18 protein-coding genes are annotated in these 17,074 nt (G+C 71.1%); 6 read left to right on the forward strand and 12 right to left on the reverse strand.

Features of this window, described 5'->3' with window-relative positions; genetic code table 11:
- Positions 1–41: 41 nt before the first annotated feature.
- The 5 genes from ACWDZ7_RS25510 to ACWDZ7_RS25530 form a co-directional block, all read right to left on the reverse strand.
- Complete coding sequence (locus tag ACWDZ7_RS25510; RefSeq protein ID WP_451800089.1) at positions 42–1,058, reverse strand: hypothetical protein; 1,017 nt, start codon at positions 1,056–1,058, stop codon at positions 42–44.
- Positions 1,055–2,089: an AAA family ATPase gene (locus ACWDZ7_RS25515; protein ID WP_451800090.1), complete on the reverse strand. Its 1,035-nt coding sequence runs from the start codon at positions 2,087–2,089 to the stop codon at positions 1,055–1,057. Before ACWDZ7_RS25515 ends, ACWDZ7_RS25510 begins: the two co-directional genes overlap by 4 nt.
- A gap of 127 nt (positions 2,090–2,216) precedes the next feature.
- Complete coding sequence (locus ACWDZ7_RS25520; protein WP_451800091.1) at positions 2,217–3,437, reverse strand: acyl-CoA dehydrogenase family protein; 1,221 nt, start codon at positions 3,435–3,437, stop codon at positions 2,217–2,219.
- 7 nt (positions 3,438–3,444) lie between these two features.
- The gene (locus ACWDZ7_RS25525) at positions 3,445–4,467 is read right to left on the reverse strand and encodes a phosphotransferase family protein (protein WP_451800093.1); all 1,023 of its coding nucleotides are present in this window, start codon (positions 4,465–4,467) and stop codon (positions 3,445–3,447) included.
- 119 nt (positions 4,468–4,586) lie between these two features.
- Entirely contained in the window at positions 4,587–4,883 is a 297-nt protein-coding gene (locus tag ACWDZ7_RS25530) for a hypothetical protein (protein ID WP_451800095.1), read from the reverse strand.
- Positions 4,884–5,001: 118 nt separating this feature from the next.
- Between ACWDZ7_RS25530 and ACWDZ7_RS25535 the strand changes: the two genes are divergently transcribed.
- Positions 5,002–5,937 (forward strand): NADP-dependent oxidoreductase, encoded by a 936-nt coding sequence (locus ACWDZ7_RS25535; protein ID WP_451516777.1) that lies wholly within the window; start codon positions 5,002–5,004, stop codon positions 5,935–5,937.
- Between the two features lie 57 nt (positions 5,938–5,994).
- Here ACWDZ7_RS25535 and ACWDZ7_RS25540 read toward each other — a convergent pair whose 3' ends face one another.
- Genes ACWDZ7_RS25540 through ACWDZ7_RS25560 form a run of 5 tightly spaced genes read right to left on the reverse strand, consistent with a single transcriptional unit; the run spans position 5,995 to position 8,790 of the window.
- Complete coding sequence (locus ACWDZ7_RS25540; protein WP_451800097.1) at positions 5,995–6,321, reverse strand: DUF202 domain-containing protein; 327 nt, start codon at positions 6,319–6,321, stop codon at positions 5,995–5,997.
- A complete protein-coding gene (locus tag ACWDZ7_RS25545) occupies positions 6,309–6,701 on the reverse strand; it encodes a YidH family protein (RefSeq protein ID WP_451800098.1) in 393 nt (130 codons plus the stop codon). The genes ACWDZ7_RS25540 and ACWDZ7_RS25545 overlap by 13 nt, the downstream gene beginning before the upstream one ends.
- Before the next feature lie 23 nt (positions 6,702–6,724).
- A complete protein-coding gene (locus ACWDZ7_RS25550; RefSeq protein ID WP_451800100.1) occupies positions 6,725–7,261 on the reverse strand; it encodes an NUDIX hydrolase in 537 nt (178 codons plus the stop codon).
- A gap of 24 nt (positions 7,262–7,285) precedes the next feature.
- Positions 7,286–8,056: a glucose 1-dehydrogenase gene (locus tag ACWDZ7_RS25555; RefSeq protein ID WP_451800102.1), complete on the reverse strand. Its 771-nt coding sequence runs from the start codon at positions 8,054–8,056 to the stop codon at positions 7,286–7,288.
- On the reverse strand, positions 8,053–8,790 hold the full coding sequence (locus tag ACWDZ7_RS25560) for a TetR family transcriptional regulator (RefSeq protein ID WP_451800103.1): 738 nt from the start codon (positions 8,788–8,790) through the stop codon (positions 8,053–8,055). Before ACWDZ7_RS25560 ends, ACWDZ7_RS25555 begins: the two co-directional genes overlap by 4 nt.
- Positions 8,791–8,942: 152 nt before the next feature.
- On the opposite strand from ACWDZ7_RS25560, the gene ACWDZ7_RS25565 reads away from it, so the two are divergent.
- The 3 genes from ACWDZ7_RS25565 (at position 8,943) to ACWDZ7_RS25575 (ending at position 13,326) form a co-directional block, all read left to right on the forward strand.
- Complete coding sequence (locus ACWDZ7_RS25565; protein WP_451800104.1) at positions 8,943–10,598, forward strand: FAD-binding dehydrogenase; 1,656 nt, start codon at positions 8,943–8,945, stop codon at positions 10,596–10,598.
- Positions 10,599–10,765: 167 nt separating this feature from the next.
- Entirely contained in the window at positions 10,766–11,728 is a 963-nt protein-coding gene (locus ACWDZ7_RS25570) for a hypothetical protein (protein WP_451800106.1), read from the forward strand.
- A gap of 32 nt (positions 11,729–11,760) precedes the next feature.
- Positions 11,761–13,326, forward strand: coding sequence for an APC family permease (locus tag ACWDZ7_RS25575; protein ID WP_451800107.1), 1,566 nt, complete (start codon positions 11,761–11,763; stop codon positions 13,324–13,326).
- Between the two features lie 157 nt (positions 13,327–13,483).
- Here ACWDZ7_RS25575 and ACWDZ7_RS25580 read toward each other — a convergent pair whose 3' ends face one another.
- Both ACWDZ7_RS25580 and ACWDZ7_RS25585 read right to left on the reverse strand, forming a co-directional pair.
- Positions 13,484–14,884, reverse strand: coding sequence for a GntT/GntP/DsdX family permease (locus ACWDZ7_RS25580; RefSeq protein ID WP_451800108.1), 1,401 nt, complete (start codon positions 14,882–14,884; stop codon positions 13,484–13,486).
- A 110-nt stretch (positions 14,885–14,994) separates the two neighbouring features.
- Positions 14,995–15,501: a gluconokinase gene (locus tag ACWDZ7_RS25585; protein ID WP_451800110.1), complete on the reverse strand. Its 507-nt coding sequence runs from the start codon at positions 15,499–15,501 to the stop codon at positions 14,995–14,997.
- Between the two features lie 140 nt (positions 15,502–15,641).
- Here ACWDZ7_RS25585 and ACWDZ7_RS25590 point away from each other — a divergent pair, with 140 nt between their 5' ends.
- Together ACWDZ7_RS25590 and ACWDZ7_RS25595 are read left to right on the forward strand one after the other, a co-directional pair.
- Complete coding sequence (locus tag ACWDZ7_RS25590; protein ID WP_451800112.1) at positions 15,642–16,343, forward strand: FadR/GntR family transcriptional regulator; 702 nt, start codon at positions 15,642–15,644, stop codon at positions 16,341–16,343.
- A 36-nt stretch (positions 16,344–16,379) separates the two neighbouring features.
- A complete protein-coding gene (locus ACWDZ7_RS25595; RefSeq protein ID WP_451800114.1) occupies positions 16,380–16,793 on the forward strand; it encodes a YchJ family protein in 414 nt (137 codons plus the stop codon).
- Positions 16,794–17,074: the final 281 nt, after the last annotated feature.

Consider the following 17,074-nt stretch of genomic DNA (forward strand, 5'->3'; position numbering starts at 1 on the left):
TCGCGTCCTTTCCCGAGTCTCCCCCGTCTCTCCCGCCTCCGTCAGGCGAGGCTTCCGGACGTGGTGTCGAAGTCGTACCCCTCGGTGACGGAGTGGACGAAACCCCTGAGCCCGATGTCGCGGAAGAAGGAGATGTAGGCGTCGGCCCCGGCGGCGGGCTGAAGGAAGTACTGCGAGTCGATACGGACCCGCTCCCCCTGCGCGTCGGAGCCGAAGTCCGCTCCGCTGTACGCCAGTTGGAAGAACAGGCCGCTCCAGTCGGAGGCCGAGGGCGCCATGACCTGGAGCTGCTGGATGATGCCCTCGCGGACCGGGTGCGTGCGGCTCACCCGGTAGTCCATGCGGCCGTAGCTGCCGAAGTCCCGGTGGTGCGGGGCGCCGTCGGCGCCGCGGTCGATACGGCCGTCCGCGTCGGGCAGCCGGATCGCGATGTTCTTCATCATGACGTCGAGATTGCGGACCTGCCGGTCGCGCTCGCGGTGCGGGCGGAAGTTGTGGCAGACGACATCGAAGGCGAAGGAGGCGGTGAGCAGCTTCACCCGCTGCTCGATCTCGTCGGCCGCCACCGGTCCGCTGTCGTTGCCCTCCAGGGTCCGGTGCAGTTCCGCGTCGAAGGCGGCGATGGCCTTGATGAGGATGCCGGGCACGGCGGGCATGAAGTGCGTGTACCAGCGGTGGAACGTGCGCAGGGTGGATCCGGGACGGCTGATCTGGATCCGTCCGTCGCCGTGGAGATCCAGGCCGAAGGCGTAGTCGGTGTCCCGGAACTGGAAGTTGAGACGCTCGTCGTTGATGTTCGTCTCCAGGTTCGGGATGTTGGCGAACCGCGCCTCGATGAGCGCCTCCTCGATGGCGCCGTGCAGCCGGAGCGCCACTCGGCTCGCGTCGATGAGATTCGCCCACCGCCCCACACCGGAGAGGATCGCCTCGAAGGTGAACCCCCGGATGTTCCCCACGAACTCGGTGAACCCGGTGCAGAAGTCGTCCCACGTCACCTGGTCGAGGAAGACGCCCGCGTAGTTGCGGTCGCGCAGGGCGCGCTCCAGTTCGTCGTTCACAGATCGGGCTCCGTCGCTGGCCGGTCGATGAGGTTCAGGTGCTCGGGCTGCAGCTCGAAGCTGCCGCTCTTCAGCTGGCGGTGGATCGTCGACGTCACCTCGAAACGCGTGTGCGGTGGGGCGTCGCGCGTGGTGGAGTCGGCGGGGATCAGCTGATTCGCGAGGTCGTTGAGGACGGGGAACAGCTCCTGGTGCAGGCCGCGCGCGCCGAGCTTCGACTCGGCGGCGGCCTTGGCGATCTCGATCTGCGCCTCGGGCGCGATGTCCAGCTGGAATCCGTGCCGGCTGAAGTACTCGCGGTAGAACTTCAGCGGCGACACCTCGTCCCGGCCGAGGATCTCGCGCAGGTCCTCCGCGTCGAGCTCGTCGAAGCGGATGATGATCGGGAGGCGGGCGGCGAGCTCCTCCAGGAAGCCGTACCGGTGCACGTCCTCGGGCCTGATGAGATCCCCCCAGACGGTCCCCCCGCGTTTGTGCTTGACGCTCTGGATGTTGCTGAACGCGCCGGCCGCGATGAACAGGATTCCCTGGGTGTCCAGATCGCGTGGGGTGTCGTACTCGCCGGGCGCCAGGTCGAGGCTGTCGCCCTCGATGAACTGCAGCAGGCGTCGCTGGACCGCCGCGGTGTCGTCGGTGGCCTTGGTGTAGCGCAGTTTGTCGAACTCGTCGAGGAAGATGATCCCGCGGGCCGCGACGTCCTCCGGAGCGTCGCCCCCGGACATCGGGCGGGCGCGCTTCACGAGCGACTGCAGGATGTCCTCAAGGGTGAGGTTCGTCGAACTGCCCGTGCTCACCAGGCGCGTGGAGTCGACCACCAGGCAGGGAATCCTGAGCGCGTCGGCGGCGACCTTGATGGCGTGCGTCTTGCCCGTGCCGGTCGGGCCGATGATGAGCGCGTTCGGCGGCCGGTGCTGGGGGTCCGGCATGTCGAACCACGAGAAGTGCATGTCGATGAGGCGGCTCAGGGCCGTGACCGCCTGGGCCTGCCCCACGACGAGGCGCTCCAGCGCCGCATGTGCTGAGTCGGTCATGTCGCCCTCCCGGCGTATGCGATGGTACGCCGGAAGGACGACATCAGAAGGGGCGTGGAGAAGGACGCACGGGGCGTACGGGGCGTACGGAACCCTCAGAGGTGCTTCAGAGGTGCTTCAGGGTGCTTCAGAGGTACTTCTTCAACTCCCGCCGGGCGAGGGATCGCTGGTGCACCTCGTCAGGACCGTCCGCCAGGCGCAGCGTCCGCGCCGCCGCCCACAGTTCGGCCAGCGGGAAGTCCTGGCTGACACCGCCCGCGCCGTGCAGCTGCACCGCCCGGTCGAGGATGTCGACCACCGCGCGCGGGGTCGCGATCTTGATGGCCTGGATCTCGGTATGGGCACCCCGGTTGCCGACGGTGTCCATCAGCCAGGCCGTCTTCAGGACGAGCAGCCGCAGCTGCTCCACGGCGACCCGCGCGTCCGCGATCCACTCCTGTACGACGCCCTGCTGGGCCAGCGGCTTCCCGAACGCCGTGCGCGAAACCGCCCGCTCGCACATCAGCTCGATGGCCCGCTCGGCCATGCCGATCAGCCGCATGCAGTGGTGGATGCGGCCGGGGCCGAGCCGCGCCTGCGCGATGGCGAAGCCGCCGCCCTCCTCGCCGATCAGGTTCGAGGCGGGCACCCGGACGCGGTCGAAGACGACTTCCGCGTGGCCGCCGTGGTAGTGGTCCTCGTACCCGTACACCCGCATGGCGCGCCGGACCTCAAGGCCCGGGGTGCCGCGCGGGACGAGCACCATGGACTGCTGGCGGCGGATGTCGGAGCCGTCCGGGTCGGTCTTGCCCATCACGATGAAGATCTCGCAGTCGGGGTTCATCGCCCCGGAGATGTACCACTTACGGCCGGTGATGACGTACTCGGAGCCGTCCGGGGAGCGCTCGATGAGCGTCGTGATGTTCGTGGCGTCGGAGGAGGCCACCTCCGGCTCGGTCATCGCGAACGCCGAGCGGATCTCACCGGCCAGCAGCGGCTGGAGCCACCGCTTCTTCTGCTCCTCGCTGCCGAACTGCGCGAGCACCTCCATGTTGCCGGTGTCCGGGGCCGCGCAGTTCAGCGCGGTGGGCGCCAGCTGCGGGGAGCGGCCGGTTATCTCGGCGAGCGGCGCGTACTGGAGGTTGGTGAGCCCGGCGCCGTGCTCGGGGTCGGGAAGGAAGAGGTTCCACAGGCCCTGGCGGCGGGCCTCGGCCTTCAACTCCTCGACCGCGGCCGGGGTGTCCCACGGAGAGGCCAGGTGGGCGCGCTGCTCATCGGCGACGGCCTCCGCCGGATGGACGTACTCGTCCATGAAGGCGAGCAGCTTGGCACGGAGTTCCTCGGTGCGTGCGTCGAACGCGAAGTCCATGGTGCGGTCAGCCTTCCTGAAGGGTGGTCAGGCCGTGCTCGATGAACACGGGTACGAGTTCGCCGATCCGGTCGAAGCCCGCGCCGACCGTCTGGCCGAGCGTGTAGCGGTAGTGGATGCCCTCCAGGATCACGGCGAGCTTGAACCACGCGAAGGCGGTGTACCAGGAGACGGCCGACACGTCGCGCCCCGAGCGCGCGGCGTACCGTTCGATCAGTTCGGCGGGGTCCGGGTGGCCCGGCGCGCCCGCCGTGGTGCTGACGGGGGAGTCGGGCACCTCCAGCCGCGCGCTGTACATCACGAGCAGACCCAGGTCGGTGAGCGGATCGCCGAGCGTGGACATCTCCCAGTCGAGGATGGCCTTGATCCGGTCGTCGTCGCCGATCAGGACGTTGTCCAGGCGGTAGTCGCCGTGGATGACGGTCGGCGCGGGCGAGGCGGGCAGGGAGCGGCCGAGCGCCGCGTGCAGCTCGTCGATCCCGGCGAGGTCGCGGTTGCGGGAGGCGTCCAGCTGCTTGCCCCAGCGGCGCAGCTGCCGGTCGAGGAAGCCGTCGGGCCGCCCGAAGTCGCCGAGCCCGACCGCCGCGGGGTCCACGGCGTGCAGGTCGACGAGCGTGTCGAGAAGACCGAGCACCGCGGCGCGGGTGCGCTCGGGGCCGAGCGGCGCCAGCTCCTCGGCGGTGCGGTACGGCGTACCGTCCACGAACTCCATGACGTAGAAGGGCGCCCCGAGGACGGAGTCGTCCTCGCAGAGCAGGACCGGCGCGGGTACCGGCACGTCCGTCGGATGCAGGGCCGCGATCACGCGGTGCTCGCGCTTCATGTCGTGCGCGGTGGCCAGCACGTGGCCGAGCGGGGGCCGCCGCACGACCCAGCGCGCCGCGCCGTCCGTCACGGCGTACGTCAGATTGGACCGGCCGCCCTCGATCAGCCGGGCGGTGAGCGGCCCGCCGGCCAGGCCTGGCCGCTCGCGGTCGAGGTGGCCGCGCAACTGGTCGAGGTCCAGGCCCGGCGGGTGGTCTGAGCTCATCTTCGCTCCTGATCGGCGTGGCGGTGGCGTGCCACCCCATGATGCCGACCAGTCGGTATGCCGTCCAGAGGCCCCGCCCCCTAAGGGGCGCGGGGCTCCGACGTGGGCGGGCGGACCGATCAGTGATCGTCCCAGTGCCCGTCATGGGCGGCATGCCGATGCCCGTCGTGGACGTAGTCCACATGATCGCCATGCGTGACGGCGTCATGCCCGCAGCCGTCACCGTGCGCGTGGTCGTGACCCCGGTGGGCCGTATGGCCGGTCGGCTCGCACTCGTCGTAGTGGTCGGAGTGGAGCCGGTGCAGATGACCGTCGTGCGCGTAGTCGACATGGTCGCCGTGCGGGACCTCGGGATGGCCGCAGGCCGGGCCATGGATGTGGTCGTGCACCGGGTGTTCGTGGTGGAGCGTGGTCATGGCGCGCACCTTCTGTGACTGCGGGGAGGACTGACCCTCTCAGGCTAGCCCCCGATGCCCCTTTGATCCCGTTATGCAAGTCTTGTCGATGTTTCCCTGTCCTCCGGGAAGGCGACCCATGAAGGCGATCAGCTACCACCGCTACGGCGGACCGGAAGTCCTTGAGTACGGCGAGGTGCGCGACCCCAAGGTCGGCCCCGACTCCGTCCTGGTGAAGGTGCGGGCCGCCGCCGTGAACCCCGTCGACTGGAAGTGCCGCGAGGGCCACCTCGACGGGGCCCTCGACGCGGTCTTCCCCGTGATCCCGGGCTGGGACGTCGCCGGAGTGGTGGTCCAGCCGGGCGCCTCCGTCCCGGAGTTCGCCGTCGGCGACGAGGTCATCGGTTACGTACGCGAGGACTTCCTCTCGCGCGGCACCTTCGCCGAGTACGTCGCCGCCCCCGTGCGCACCCTCGCCCGCAAGCCGCGCAACCTCTCCTTCGAGGAGGCGGCGGGCCTGCCGCTCGCCGGGCTCACCGCCTACCAGGTGATCGAAGAGGCGCTTGAGGTCAAGGAGGGCGACACCGTCCTCGTGCACGCGGCGGCCGGCGGCGTCGGCTCCATCGCGGTGCAGCTCGCCCGGCACGCGGGCGCCCGCGTCATCGGCACCGCCAGCGAGCGCAACCACGACTACCTGCGCGAGCTGGGCGCGGAGCCGGTGACGTACGGGGAGGGACTCGTCGAGCGGGTCCGCGGCCTGGCCCCCGAGGGCGTCGACGCGGCGTTCGACACCGTCGGCGGTGACACCCTCAGGGCGTCCGTCGAGCTCCTCGCGGAGGGCGGGCGGCTGGCGTCCATCGCGGACGGCGGGGTGATCGGCCTTGGCGGCCGCTACTGCTTCGTACGTCCCGACGCGGCCGATCTGGGGCGGCTGACCGAGCTGGTGGAGCAGGGCGTGGTGACGGTGCACGTCGACGAGACGTTCCCGCTGGAGCGGGCCGCCGAGGCACACCGGCTGAGCCAGGAGGGCCGCACCCGGGGCAAGGTCGTCGTCAGGGTGGACTGGGGCGACTGACCGCTCGACCGGGGCAGGGCGGGCTGATCGCTCAACCGGGCAGGGCGGACTGACCGCTCAGACCACCATCGCCGCGGCGCACACGGCGAGCGCGAGCGTGCACAGGGCCGCCGCCCACGCGCCCCGCACGCCGAGCGTCCGGGGCGCGTGGGCGGTCAGCGCGACCATCCTGCGGTGCGCGACCGCCAGGAAGCCGAGCCAGAGCAGCAGGCACAGGGCGCAGACCAGGACGCCGGACGCGGTGAGTCCCCGGTGCAGCACCGCGCGCCCGGCGAGGACCGCCGCGACCGTGCAGGACAACGTCGTACGCCGCCACGCGAGCCGCGTCCGCTCCGGCTGGAGCCCGGGATCACGGACCTGTTCCCGCTCCGTCACCCCTCCCACCCGAAGAGCACGACCACCACCATGGCGAGCGCGACCACCGCGACCGCCAGGCTCAGCACCGTCGGGAAGCGGCCGACGGGCAGATCCTCGCCGCGCCGCATGGCCCGCTCGCAGCGCACCCAGTGGTTGACCGCCCGCAGCGAGCACAGGACGCCCGCGGCGAGCAGCGCAAGGGCGAGCCCGATCCGCCAGCCCCACCGCAGGTCCGGCAGGAACTGGTCCACGGCGAAGCCGCCGCCGATCAGCGCGAGCGCGGTGCGCAGCCAGGCCAGGAAGGTGCGCTCATTGGCGAGCGAGAAGCGGTAGTCGGGGGTGTCGCCCTCCTCGCGGATGCGCTCGGGCGCGAACCACAGCCTCAGACCCTGTACGAAATTGCTCACGGCCGCACCCTAAGCCGTGGTGATCAGCTCGCGCGGAAGGCCCTCAGACGGTGGTAGGCGTCGAGCCCGTCCGGCACCCACTCCCACACGCCGAGCTTGCGCTCCAGCTCGTCATCGGTGAGGAAGGAGTGCCAGGCGACCTCTTCGGCCTGCGGATTCACCGGCAGCTCGCAGCGCACTTCGTAGAGGTACGACCACCAGGAGTGCCCGGCGCCGTCGTCGTAGAGGAACTTGAAGAGCGGTGTGGGGCGCGGGAGCCCCCGTACACCCAGCTCTTCCTCCGCCTCGCGCAGCGCCGCGTCGTCGTACGACTCGCCCGCCCCGACCACGCCGCCCACGAACATGTCGTACAGGGAAGGAAAGACCAGCTTGACCGGGGTGCGGCGGTGCACGAAGACGCGGCCCTCGGCGTCGCGTGCCTGGATGAACACACAGCGGTGGCGCAGGCCGCGCGCGTAGACCTCACCGCGCGGGGCCGTGCCCACGACCTCGTCGTGCTCGTCGACGACGGTCAGGATCTCCTCGCGGGGGTCGGATCGTCCGACGGCGGCATCAGTCATGCCGCCCATCCAACCCCATGGTGATCACTGGCCCATGACGTACTTCACGGTGGGCCCCGCCGTCCAGCCGCCGTCGACGGCGAGCTCCGCGCCCGTCACGTACGACGCGGCGTCCGAGAGCAGGAAGACCATGGCGGCCGCGATCTCGTGCGGCTCACCGACCCGGCCCATCGGCGTGTTGGGGTACTTGCCCTCGCCCTTCTCGATGCCGACCTCGGCGGTCATGGGGGTGTACGTCATGCCGGGGTGGACGGAGTTGACGCGGATGCGGGCGGTGCCCATCTCCACCGCGCCGATCTTCGTGAGGCCGCGCACGCCCCACTTGGAGGCGCCGTACCCGGCGGTGAGCGCGAGGCCCATCAGGCCCGCCGCCGATGAGATGTTGACGATCGAGCCGCCGCCGGCCTCCTTCATGGCGGGGACCACGGTCTTCATGCCGATGAAGACGCCGGTGAGGTTGATGTCGACGACCTTGCGGAAGTGCTCGACGGACTCCGACTCCAGGAACTGGCCGGCCGATATCCCGGCGTTGTTCACCAGGCCGTGGATGCCGCCGAACTCGCCGACCGCCAGCTCGGCGACGCGCCGCCAGTCCTCCTCGGACGTCACGTCGTGGTGCGCGAAGCGGGCGCGCCCGCCCAGCCCGGCGGCGGTGGCCGCGCCCTCCTCGTCGAGCACGTCGGTCAGGACGACGTTCGCCCCGGCGGCGACCGCCTGGCGGGCGGCCTCGGCGCCGAGGCCGCGGGCGGCGCCGGTGATGACGATGGTCCTGCCGGTGAGGTCCTGCTCGGTCATGTCGTCTCTCCAGGGGTGGGAACAAGGGCAAGAGGGGGAAGGGGGGCCCGCAGCAGCGCCGCGGTGGTCTCGACGAGGTCGGCAAGGAAGAGGTCCTCGCCGGTCAGGGGGGCGGTACCGGCCAGGTACTGGCGGGCGCGGTCGCCCATCGCGGCGCCGATCATCGTCAGGGCGAGGTCGAGCCGTTCCAGGCGGACCGGCTCCGGCAGACCGGGGGCGAGGCGGTCCTCCAGCCTCCCGATCAGCTCCCAGTAGACGGTGCCGTCGATGGTCGGGTGAGGGGAACGGCCGCGCACGCCGCTCTCGTGGCTCAGCTGCGCGGAGATCCGCAGGCAGCGGCGGCCGCGTTCGGTGCGCAGCTCGGTGGCCTCGGCGGTGACCAGGGCGGTGAGCAGCGCGCGCAAGTCCGCCGCGGTGTCCCCGGCGCGCTTCAGTTCGGCCCGCTTCGGTTCGGCATGCTCCAGTTCGGCCCACTTCGGTTCGGCATGCTTCGGCTCGGCCCGCTTCAGCTCGGCGGCGAGCACCCGCTCCGTGCGCTCCTGGCGCGCCGCCATCACGGCGTCGAGGAGACCGCCGCGCGAGCCGAAGTGGTACTGCACGGCGGAGGGGTTGCTCTGTCCCGCGAGCCGGACGATGTCCCGCAGCTGGGCGCCGTCGACGCCCTGCGCGGCGAAGACCTCCTCGGCGGCGCGGATGAGCTTCTCCCGGGTCTCGGGACCTGATGTCCTGGCCATGGACCCACTGTAATGCTGGCCATTATTAAAAGCGAGGGGCCACGCCGGCCGGGCAATCTCCCCCGCTCGGCCGGTTGACGTGCGGCACTCCGCTACCCAGGATCTGACCCACCGGTAACTTCGCGGGCCCCTGTCGAGGAGGACGACCCCTTATGGCGTACGACGCAGATGTGATCGTGATCGGGGCGGGACTCGCCGGGCTCGCGGCCACCGCGGAACTCGTCGACGCGGGACGCCGGGTCATCCTCGTCGACCAGGAACCCGAGCAGTCCATCGGCGGTCAGGCGCACTGGTCGTTCGGCGGGCTCTTCTTCGTGGACTCGCCCGAACAGCGGCGGATGCGGATCAAGGACTCCCACGCGCTGGCGCTCCAGGACTGGATGGGGACGGCGGCCTTCGATCGGCCCGAGGACCGCTGGCCGCGCGAGTGGGCCAAGGCGTACGTCGACTTCGCGGCCGGTGAGAAGCGGTCCTGGCTGCGCGGACAGGGCGTGCGGTTCTTCCCGGTCGTCGGCTGGGCCGAGCGCGGCGGCTACGACGCGCAGGGCCACGGGAACTCCGTACCGCGCTTCCACATCACCTGGGGGACGGGCCCGGGGCTGCTCGCGCCGTTCGTGCGGCGGGTGCGCGCCGGGGTCGCGCGCGGCCTCGTCCAGCTGAGGTTCCGCCACCGTGTCACCGGGCTCTCGCGCAGCGCGGGCGCCGTCGACACCGTCAGCGGCGAGGTCCTTGAGCCCTCGGGCACCGAGCGGGGCAAGGCCAGCAGCCGCGAGGTCGCCGGGACCTTCGAGTTCAGGGCCCAGGCGGTGATCGTCACCTCGGGCGGCATCGGCGGCAACCACGACCTCGTACGCGCCAACTGGCCGGAGCGGCTCGGCACCCCGCCCGAGAAGATGATCTCCGGAGTGCCCGCACACGTGGACGGCAAGATGCTCGGCATCGCCGAGGACGCCGGGGCGCACCTCATCAACCGCGACCGCATGTGGCACTACACCGAGGGCATCGAGAACTGGAACCCCATCTGGGACCGGCACGGCATCCGCATCCTGCCCGGCCCCTCGTCCCTGTGGCTGGACGCCCGCGGCGACCGGCTGCCCGTGCCGCTCTTCCCCGGCTTCGACACCCTCGGCACGCTGCACCACATCATGAGCACCGGGTACGACTACACCTGGTTCGTCCTCAACCAGCGCATCATCGGCAAGGAGTTCATGCTCAGCGGCTCCGAGCAGAACCCCGACCTGACCGGCAAGTCGGTGCGCGGCGTCATCGGCCGGGCGCGCTCCGAAGTGCCGGGCCCCGTCAAGGCGTTCATGGACCACGGCGTCGACTTCGTGGTGGAGAAGGACCTCGGCGCGCTGGTGCGCGGCATGAACGCGCTCACCAAGGAGCCCCTCATCGGCGAGGCCGCGCTGAGCCGCACCCTCGCCGCCCGCGACCGCGAGATCGCCAACCCCTTCACCAAGGATCTCCAGGTGACGGCCATCCGGGGCGCCCGCAAGTTCCTCGGTGACCGCCTCATCAGGGCAGCGGCCCCGCACCGCGTCCTGGACCCCAAGGCGGGCCCCCTCATCGCCGTACGCCTCAACATCCTCACGCGCAAGACGCTCGGCGGCCTGGAGACCGACCTCTCCTCGCGCGTCCTGACCGAGGGCGGCGAACCCCTTCCCGGCGTGTACGCGGCCGGGGAGGCCGCCGGGTTCGGCGGTGGGGGAGTGCACGGCTACCGCTCGCTCGAAGGCACCTTCCTCGGCGGCTGCCTCTTCTCGGGCCGCACGGCGGGCCGTGCGGCGGCCCGCGAGGTGAGTTGAGCAGCTCTTTGCCAAAGAGGTTGGTCCAGGTCGCGGGCGAAGTGCGCGGATTAGGAAACGAGTTGGTGAACAACGAAGGTTAGGCTGGCCTTGACGCGGACCAGTATCTACCGCTTTGCTGTGCGTGATCATCCGTACGCGAGCCGCGCCGGGGAGGAAGTCCCGCGGTGTCACCACCCCCGCCTCCACTGGGCCGTTCCCGCAAAAGGGCCGCGGCGCACGCCTTCGACGCCGCACTCGACGACGCCGAACTCGTCGACGCCCGCGCCGCGTTGGGCCAGGGCCGCTGGAACGAGGTCCGTGCGCTGCTCGCCGCCACGGGTGACGACTGGGACCGCAGGGGGCACCGCTTCGACGTCCTCGGGAAGGAACCCACCACCACCGCCTGGGCCCGTGACTGGCGGCTCGTGGAGCCGGAGAGCTACGACGCCGAGGTGCTGCTCGCCTTCGCCGCCGTGCACAAGGCGCTGCGCGGCAAGGAACGCTCGGACAAGGTGCGCGCCCTGTGCCGCGAGGCGGCCACCCGCGTCCCCGCCGACCCGACGCCCTGGCTCGCGCTGCTCCTGCTCGAACGCTCACTGGGCCGCGAGGAGGACGTCGTACGCCTCTTCGACGAGGTCCGCCACCGCCACCCCGAGCACCACCACGCCCACCATCTGATGGTCGCCCGGCTCGCCGAGCGGCGCCCCGGCGCGGGCCAGGACCCGCTGCACGAGGTCTACGACTTCGCCTCCTGGGCGGCCGAACAGGCACCCGCCGACTCGCCGTTGGCCGTCCTGCCCGTCGTCGCGCACGCCGAGCGCTACCGCGTCCTCGCCACCGCCGGCATGGAACCGGCCGACCCGATCGCCTCCGGGCACTGGACCGGGCGCCGCGCCCGCGGCGTCATGAAGGCCGCCTTCGACTGGTGGCTGGAGTGGGAGACGCCCGACGAGCCGGCCCACCCGCGCTGCCACATCGACCTCAACTTCCTCGCCCACGCGAAGTCCTGCGAGGGCAGGGCGGCCGAGGCCGCCGTCCTCTTCCACCGCATCGGACGGCACGCGACCCCGGCCCCCTGGTCGTACCCGGACCGGGACCCGTACAAAGCGTTCACCGCCGCGCGCGCCACCGCGCTCGGATCGGCCTGAACATCCGTACTCCCTGAAAGGACAACCGCGCCATGGCGACGGGCAGTTCGAGCACGAGCGGGACCAGATCCGTCGGCGAACAGACGGGCGACAGCAAGATCAGCACGTACAAGGGCCAGGAACGCGCGCTGCGCGCCGGCCGGCTCGGCACGGCGGGCCTGCTGCTCTCCGTGCTCGCCGCGACCGGGCCGCTGATGGTCGTCGCGGGCGTCATGCCCACCACGTACGGCGTGATGGGCATCGTCGGGCAGCCCCTGCTCTTCCTCATCCTCGGCGTCGTCCTCGCGCTCTTCAGCCTCGGGTACGCCGAGATGAGCCGGCACGTCCACAACGCCGGCGCCTTCTACGCGTACATATCCCGCGGCCTCGGCGGCACCGCGGGCGCGGGCGCCGCGCTGGTCGCGCTCGTCGCCTACAGCGCCCTCCAGGCGGGCCTGTACGGCCTGCTCGGCTTCGAGGTGTCCGGGCTGCTCCGGACGTACTTCGAGATCGAGGTCGCCTGGTGGATCCCGGCGCTGGTCACCGTCGCCGTCGTCGCCGTCCTGGCCTGGCTGAAGATCGACCTGAACGCGCGCGTGCTCGGTGTGCTGCTGCTCATCGAGGTGGCGCTCGTCGTCATCTTCGACATCGCGGCCATCGCGGACCCGGCCAAGGAGGGCCTGTCCCTGCACGCGTTCAACCCGGACACACTCACCGGCGCGGGCGTCGCCACGTCCCTGTGCTTCTGCATCGCCGCCTTCACCGGCTTCGAGCAGGCGCCCGTGTACGCCGAGGAGACGAGCCGCCCGCAGGTCGTCGTCGCCCGCGTGATGTTCTTCGCCGTCGGCTTCGTCGCCGTCTTCTTCGCGCTCAGCTCCTGGGCGCTGACGGTCGCCGCGGGCCCCTCCGGCATCGTCCCCGCCGCTCAGGAACAGAGCGCCGGACTCCTCTTCAACCTCACCGAGTCCCGGCTCGGCGGCACCTTCACCGACGTCCTGCACGTCCTGTTCGTGACCGGCATGTTCGCGGCGATCCTCAGCTTCCACAACGTGGTCGCGCGCTACGCCTTCGCGATGGGCCGCGAGAGGCTGCTGCCCGCCGCGTTCGGCCGCACCAACACCTCCACCGGGGCGCCCGGCACCGGCTCGCTGCTCCAGACCGTCGTCTCCGTCGTGGTCGTCGTGGGCTTCGCCGTCGCCGACGACGGCAAGGCGGGCGACCCGACCGCGCCCGTGCTGCACCTGTTCACCTGGGGCGGCAACATCGGGGCGCTCGGCGTGATCCTGCTGATGGCCACCGCGTCCGTCGCCGTCATCGTCTTCTTCGCCCGCAGGGGCGCCGCCCGCGCCCAGGCCTGGCGGATCGCCGCGTCCGCGCTCGCGGCGGTCGGTCTGCTCGTCATCGCCGGATACACCGTCAAGGACTTCGACGTCCTGGTGAGCGCGGGCCCGGACTCGGCACTCAGCTGGCTGCTGCCCGGCATCATCTTCCTGGCGGCGGCCATCGGCGTCGTCTACGGCGCGATTCTGCGTTCGCGGAACCCGGCGGCGCATGCGCGGATCGGCCTCGGGAACGAGGCGTTCCAACTGGAGAAGGCGTCTTCCTCGCCGGGGGCGTGACGGGGGCCGCGTTGCGCTGCGCTGCTCTTCGCTCGGTCGGATCACCGGCTTCGCCGAGTTCGTCCTCAATCGCCGGACGGCTCAAAAGTCCGTGGCCGCGCCACATCAGCAGCGCGGCCACGGGCCGGAGCCCCGAGGCGGTGTCGACCGCAGGCCGCTAGATGATGAGGGACAGCAGCAGAACCAGGCCCCCCGCGACCACGGAGATGATCGTCTCCATGACCGACCAGGTCTTGATCGTCTGACCGACGTCCAGTCCGAAGTACTCCTTGACCAGCCAGAACCCCGCATCATTCACATGCGAGAAGAACAGCGACCCCGCACCGATGGCCAGCACCAGCAGCGCGGTATGCGAGGTCGACATGTCCGCCGCCAGCGGTGCCACCAGGCCCGCCGCCGAGATCGTCGAGACCGTCGCCGAGCCCGTCGCGAGCCGGATGGCCACCGCGATCAGCCAGGCGAGCAGCAGCGCGGGGATCGACCAGTCCTTGGAGAAGTCCAGGATCATCTCGCCCACGCCGACATCGATGAGCGTCTGCTTGAAGCCGCCGCCAGCGCCCACGATCATCAGCACGCCCGCGATCGGGGCGAGCGACTTCTCGACGGTCGTCGACAGGCGGTCCTTGGTGAACCCGGCCGCACGGCCCAGCGTGAACATCCCGACGATCACCGCGGCGAGCAGGGCGATCAGCGACGAGCCGATGACGTCGAAGACCCGCTGCACGGTGGTCCCGGGGTCGTCGACCACGATGTCCACCAGCGCCTTGGCCAGCATCAGTACGACGGGCAGCAGCACGGTGGCGACCGTCGCGCCGAAGCCGGGACGCCTCTCCAGGTCCTCCGACGGGCGCTGCGGGATCATCTTCTCGGGGGCCGGTACGTCCACCCAGCGGGCCGCGACCTTCGAGAACAGCGGCCCCGCGATGATCACCGTAGGGATCGCGACGAGGACGCCGAGCGCGAGCGTGACGCCGAGGTTGGCCTTGACCGCGTCGATGGCGACGAGCGGGCCGGGGTGCGGCGGGATGAGCCCGTGCATCACGGAGAGGCCGGCGAGGGCCGGGACGCCGATCCGCATCAGCGAGTAGTTGCCGCGCTTGGCGACCATCAGGACCACCGGGATCAGCAGCACGATGCCGACCTCGAAGAAGAGCGGCAGACCGATGACGGAGGCGATGAGGACCATCGCCCAGGGCATCGCCCGCCCTCCCGCCTTGGCGAGGATCGTGTCGACGATCTGGTCGGCGCCCCCGGAGTCGGCGAGCAGCTTGCCGAGGATCGCGCCGAGCGCGATGAGCACACCGACGCCCGCGACGGTCGAGCCGAGGCCGCTGGTGAAACTGGTGATGGCCTTGTCGAGCGGGGCGCCGGCGAAGGCCCCGAGCGCGAGCGACCCGACGGTCAGCGCGAGGAACGCGTGCAGCTTGAACTTGGTGATGAGCAGGACGATGACGGCGATGCCCGCGAGGACGGCGATCCCCAGCTGGGCATGGCCCGCCGAGGTGATCGGTTCGACGGCGGGGTCCGCTGCCAGCATCTCGACGCTGAGATGGGTCACGGTGGGTTCCTTGGACGTGGGTGTGGGCGCGCCCCGTCAGGGGCGCGGGGAACTGCGCGACCAGCCACATGCGGCCCGCAGGTGTGGAAAGCGGCCTTCCGGCGCAGCGCTCAGTCGAGGCTCCGCAGGGCCTCGAAGGCCCGGCCGGCGATCTCTTCGGGGGCACCCGAGACGTCGACGTCGACCCCCGCTTCGTCCGCCCCGAGGGGCTGCAACGTGGCGAACTGCGAATCAAGGAGTGCCGTCGGCATGAAGTGCCCCTTGCGCTGCCTCATCCGGTCCTCGATGAGCTTCCGGTCCCCGGTGAGGTGCACGAAGACGACGCCGGGCGCCACGGCCCGCAGCCGGTCCCGGTAACTCCGCTTCAGCGCCGAGCCGCTGACCACCCCGCCGCGCCCCTCCCGCCCCTGCGCCCAGGCCCCGATGGCGTCCAGCCAGGGCCAACGGTCGTCGTCGGTGAGGGGAGTGCCGGACGACATCTTCCGCACGTTCTCCGGCGGATGGAAGTCGTCGCCCTCGGCGTACGGGACGCCGAGCCGGTCCGCGAGCAGGGGGCCGATCGTGGTCTTGCCGGTCCCTGCCACGCCCATGATCACCACGACGTGGGGGGTGCTCATCGCTTGCCTCGCTGTCTTCATCGGCATCGGTCGGTCGGTTCGTTCACGTCACTGAAACCCATTAGGTATGACGAATTCAAGAGCCTGTGACATAAAAGTCTGACTTATTGTTCACGTGGCTCTCCTCGTACGCTTTCGTCATGACCGCACAGGCCCGAGGGCTGCACTCCCGCGTACTGGAAAGCCTCGGGCCCGCCATCACCGCGGGCGAGTACCCTCCGGGCAGCGTGCTGCGCACGGACGAGCTGTCCCAGCGCTTCGAGGTGTCCCGCTCCGTGATGCGCGAGGCGGTCCGGGTCCTGGAGTCCATGCACCTTGTCGCGTCCCGGCGCCGCGTGGGCGTGACCGTGCTGCCCAGCGAGGAGTGGAACGTCTACGACCCGCAGGTCATCCGGTGGCGGCTCGCCGGCGCCGACCGGCCGCGGCAGCTGCGCTCCCTCACCGTGCTGCGCTCCGCGATCGAGCCGGTCGCGGCAGGGCTCGCCGCCCGGCACGCCACGGCCGCGCAGTGCGCCGAGCTGACCGAGTGCGCGCTCGGCATGGTCGCCCACTCGCGCGGCCACCAGCTGGAGGGCTATCTGAAGTACGACGTCGCCTTCCACCGGGTCATCCTCAACTCCTGCGGCAACGAGATGTTCGCCCGGCTCGGCGATGTCGTCGCCGAGGTCCTGACCGGGCGTACCGCGCACCAGGTGATGTTCGAGGACCCCGACCCGCCCGCCGTCTCCCTGCACGTCCAGGTCGCGGAGGCCGTCAGGGAGGGCGACGCGGCCCGCGCCGAGGCGCTGACGCGGGAGATCGCCCTCGGCGCGCTGGAGGAACTGGACATCCTGGCACCCTGACGCCGGGCGCGCAGACGGGTCAGCGGGTCGGCGACAATGGACGCCATGTCCCGACGCGCCACGCCACGCCCCACGTCCTGCCCCTGCGGGCACCCCGAGCCGTATGAGAAGTGCTGCGGCCGACTGCACCGGGGCGAGGCCGCGGCCACCGCGCCCGAGGAGCTGATGCGCTCCCGCTACTGCGCCTTCGCGGTGCGGGACGAGGCCTATCTGCTGCGCACCTGGCATCCGGGGACCCGGCCGCCCCGCGTGGAGTTCGACCCGGCGCTGCGCTGGGTGGGCCTGGAGATCGAGGACACCACCGAGGGCACCGCGTTCCACACCACTGGCACGGTGACCTTCCGCGCCCGGTACACCGATGGGGGCCGCCCCGACGCGCTGCACGAGCGCAGCCGCTTCGAGCGGCTCGACGGGGCGTGGGTGTACGTCGACGGCACGTTCATCGACTGAGGCCGGGACACCGCACAGCCGACGCGCACAGCCGACGCGCACAGCCGACGCACACGGCTGACGCGTACCCCCGTACGCGCACACTGCGTACGCGCACACCTCGTACGCACACACCCGTCGGGACCCGGCCACCCGCGCACCCGTGCGCATGGGACTGCTGGGAAGCGGAGGTTCACACGGGGTGTGTTCCGGCGGCGCGCGGCCGCTCGCCGGAGCCGCCGCGAGGCCGCCGACGGGCCCAAACGTCCTGTACCGGCCGCCTGTTCGAGCCCCCTGGACCG

The organism is Streptomyces sp. NPDC003032 (genome assembly GCF_053591415.1).

Excerpts from the sequence above, each read along its gene's own strand:
- ACWDZ7_RS25515 (WP_451800090.1), bottom strand. The coding sequence starts at position 2,089 with ATGACCGACTCAGCACATGCGGCGCTGGAGCGCCTCGTCGTGGGGCAG.
- ACWDZ7_RS25520 (WP_451800091.1), bottom strand. The coding sequence starts at position 3,437 with ATGGACTTCGCGTTCGACGCACGCACCGAGGAACTCCGTGCCAAGCTG.
- ACWDZ7_RS25525 (WP_451800093.1), bottom strand. The coding sequence starts at position 4,467 with ATGAGCTCAGACCACCCGCCGGGCCTGGACCTCGACCAGTTGCGCGGC.
- ACWDZ7_RS25530 (WP_451800095.1), bottom strand. The coding sequence starts at position 4,883 with ATGACCACGCTCCACCACGAACACCCGGTGCACGACCACATCCATGGC.
- ACWDZ7_RS25535 (WP_451516777.1), top strand. The coding sequence starts at position 5,002 with ATGAAGGCGATCAGCTACCACCGCTACGGCGGACCGGAAGTCCTTGAG.
- ACWDZ7_RS25550 (WP_451800100.1), bottom strand. The coding sequence starts at position 7,261 with ATGACTGATGCCGCCGTCGGACGATCCGACCCCCGCGAGGAGATCCTG.
- ACWDZ7_RS25555 (WP_451800102.1), bottom strand. The coding sequence starts at position 8,056 with ATGACCGAGCAGGACCTCACCGGCAGGACCATCGTCATCACCGGCGCC.
- ACWDZ7_RS25560 (WP_451800103.1), bottom strand. The coding sequence starts at position 8,790 with ATGGCCAGGACATCAGGTCCCGAGACCCGGGAGAAGCTCATCCGCGCC.
- ACWDZ7_RS25565 (WP_451800104.1), top strand. The coding sequence starts at position 8,943 with ATGGCGTACGACGCAGATGTGATCGTGATCGGGGCGGGACTCGCCGGG.
- ACWDZ7_RS25575 (WP_451800107.1), top strand. The coding sequence starts at position 11,761 with ATGGCGACGGGCAGTTCGAGCACGAGCGGGACCAGATCCGTCGGCGAA.
- ACWDZ7_RS25585 (WP_451800110.1), bottom strand. The coding sequence starts at position 15,501 with ATGAGCACCCCCCACGTCGTGGTGATCATGGGCGTGGCAGGGACCGGC.
- ACWDZ7_RS25590 (WP_451800112.1), top strand. The coding sequence starts at position 15,642 with ATGACCGCACAGGCCCGAGGGCTGCACTCCCGCGTACTGGAAAGCCTC.
- ACWDZ7_RS25595 (WP_451800114.1), top strand. The coding sequence starts at position 16,380 with ATGGACGCCATGTCCCGACGCGCCACGCCACGCCCCACGTCCTGCCCC.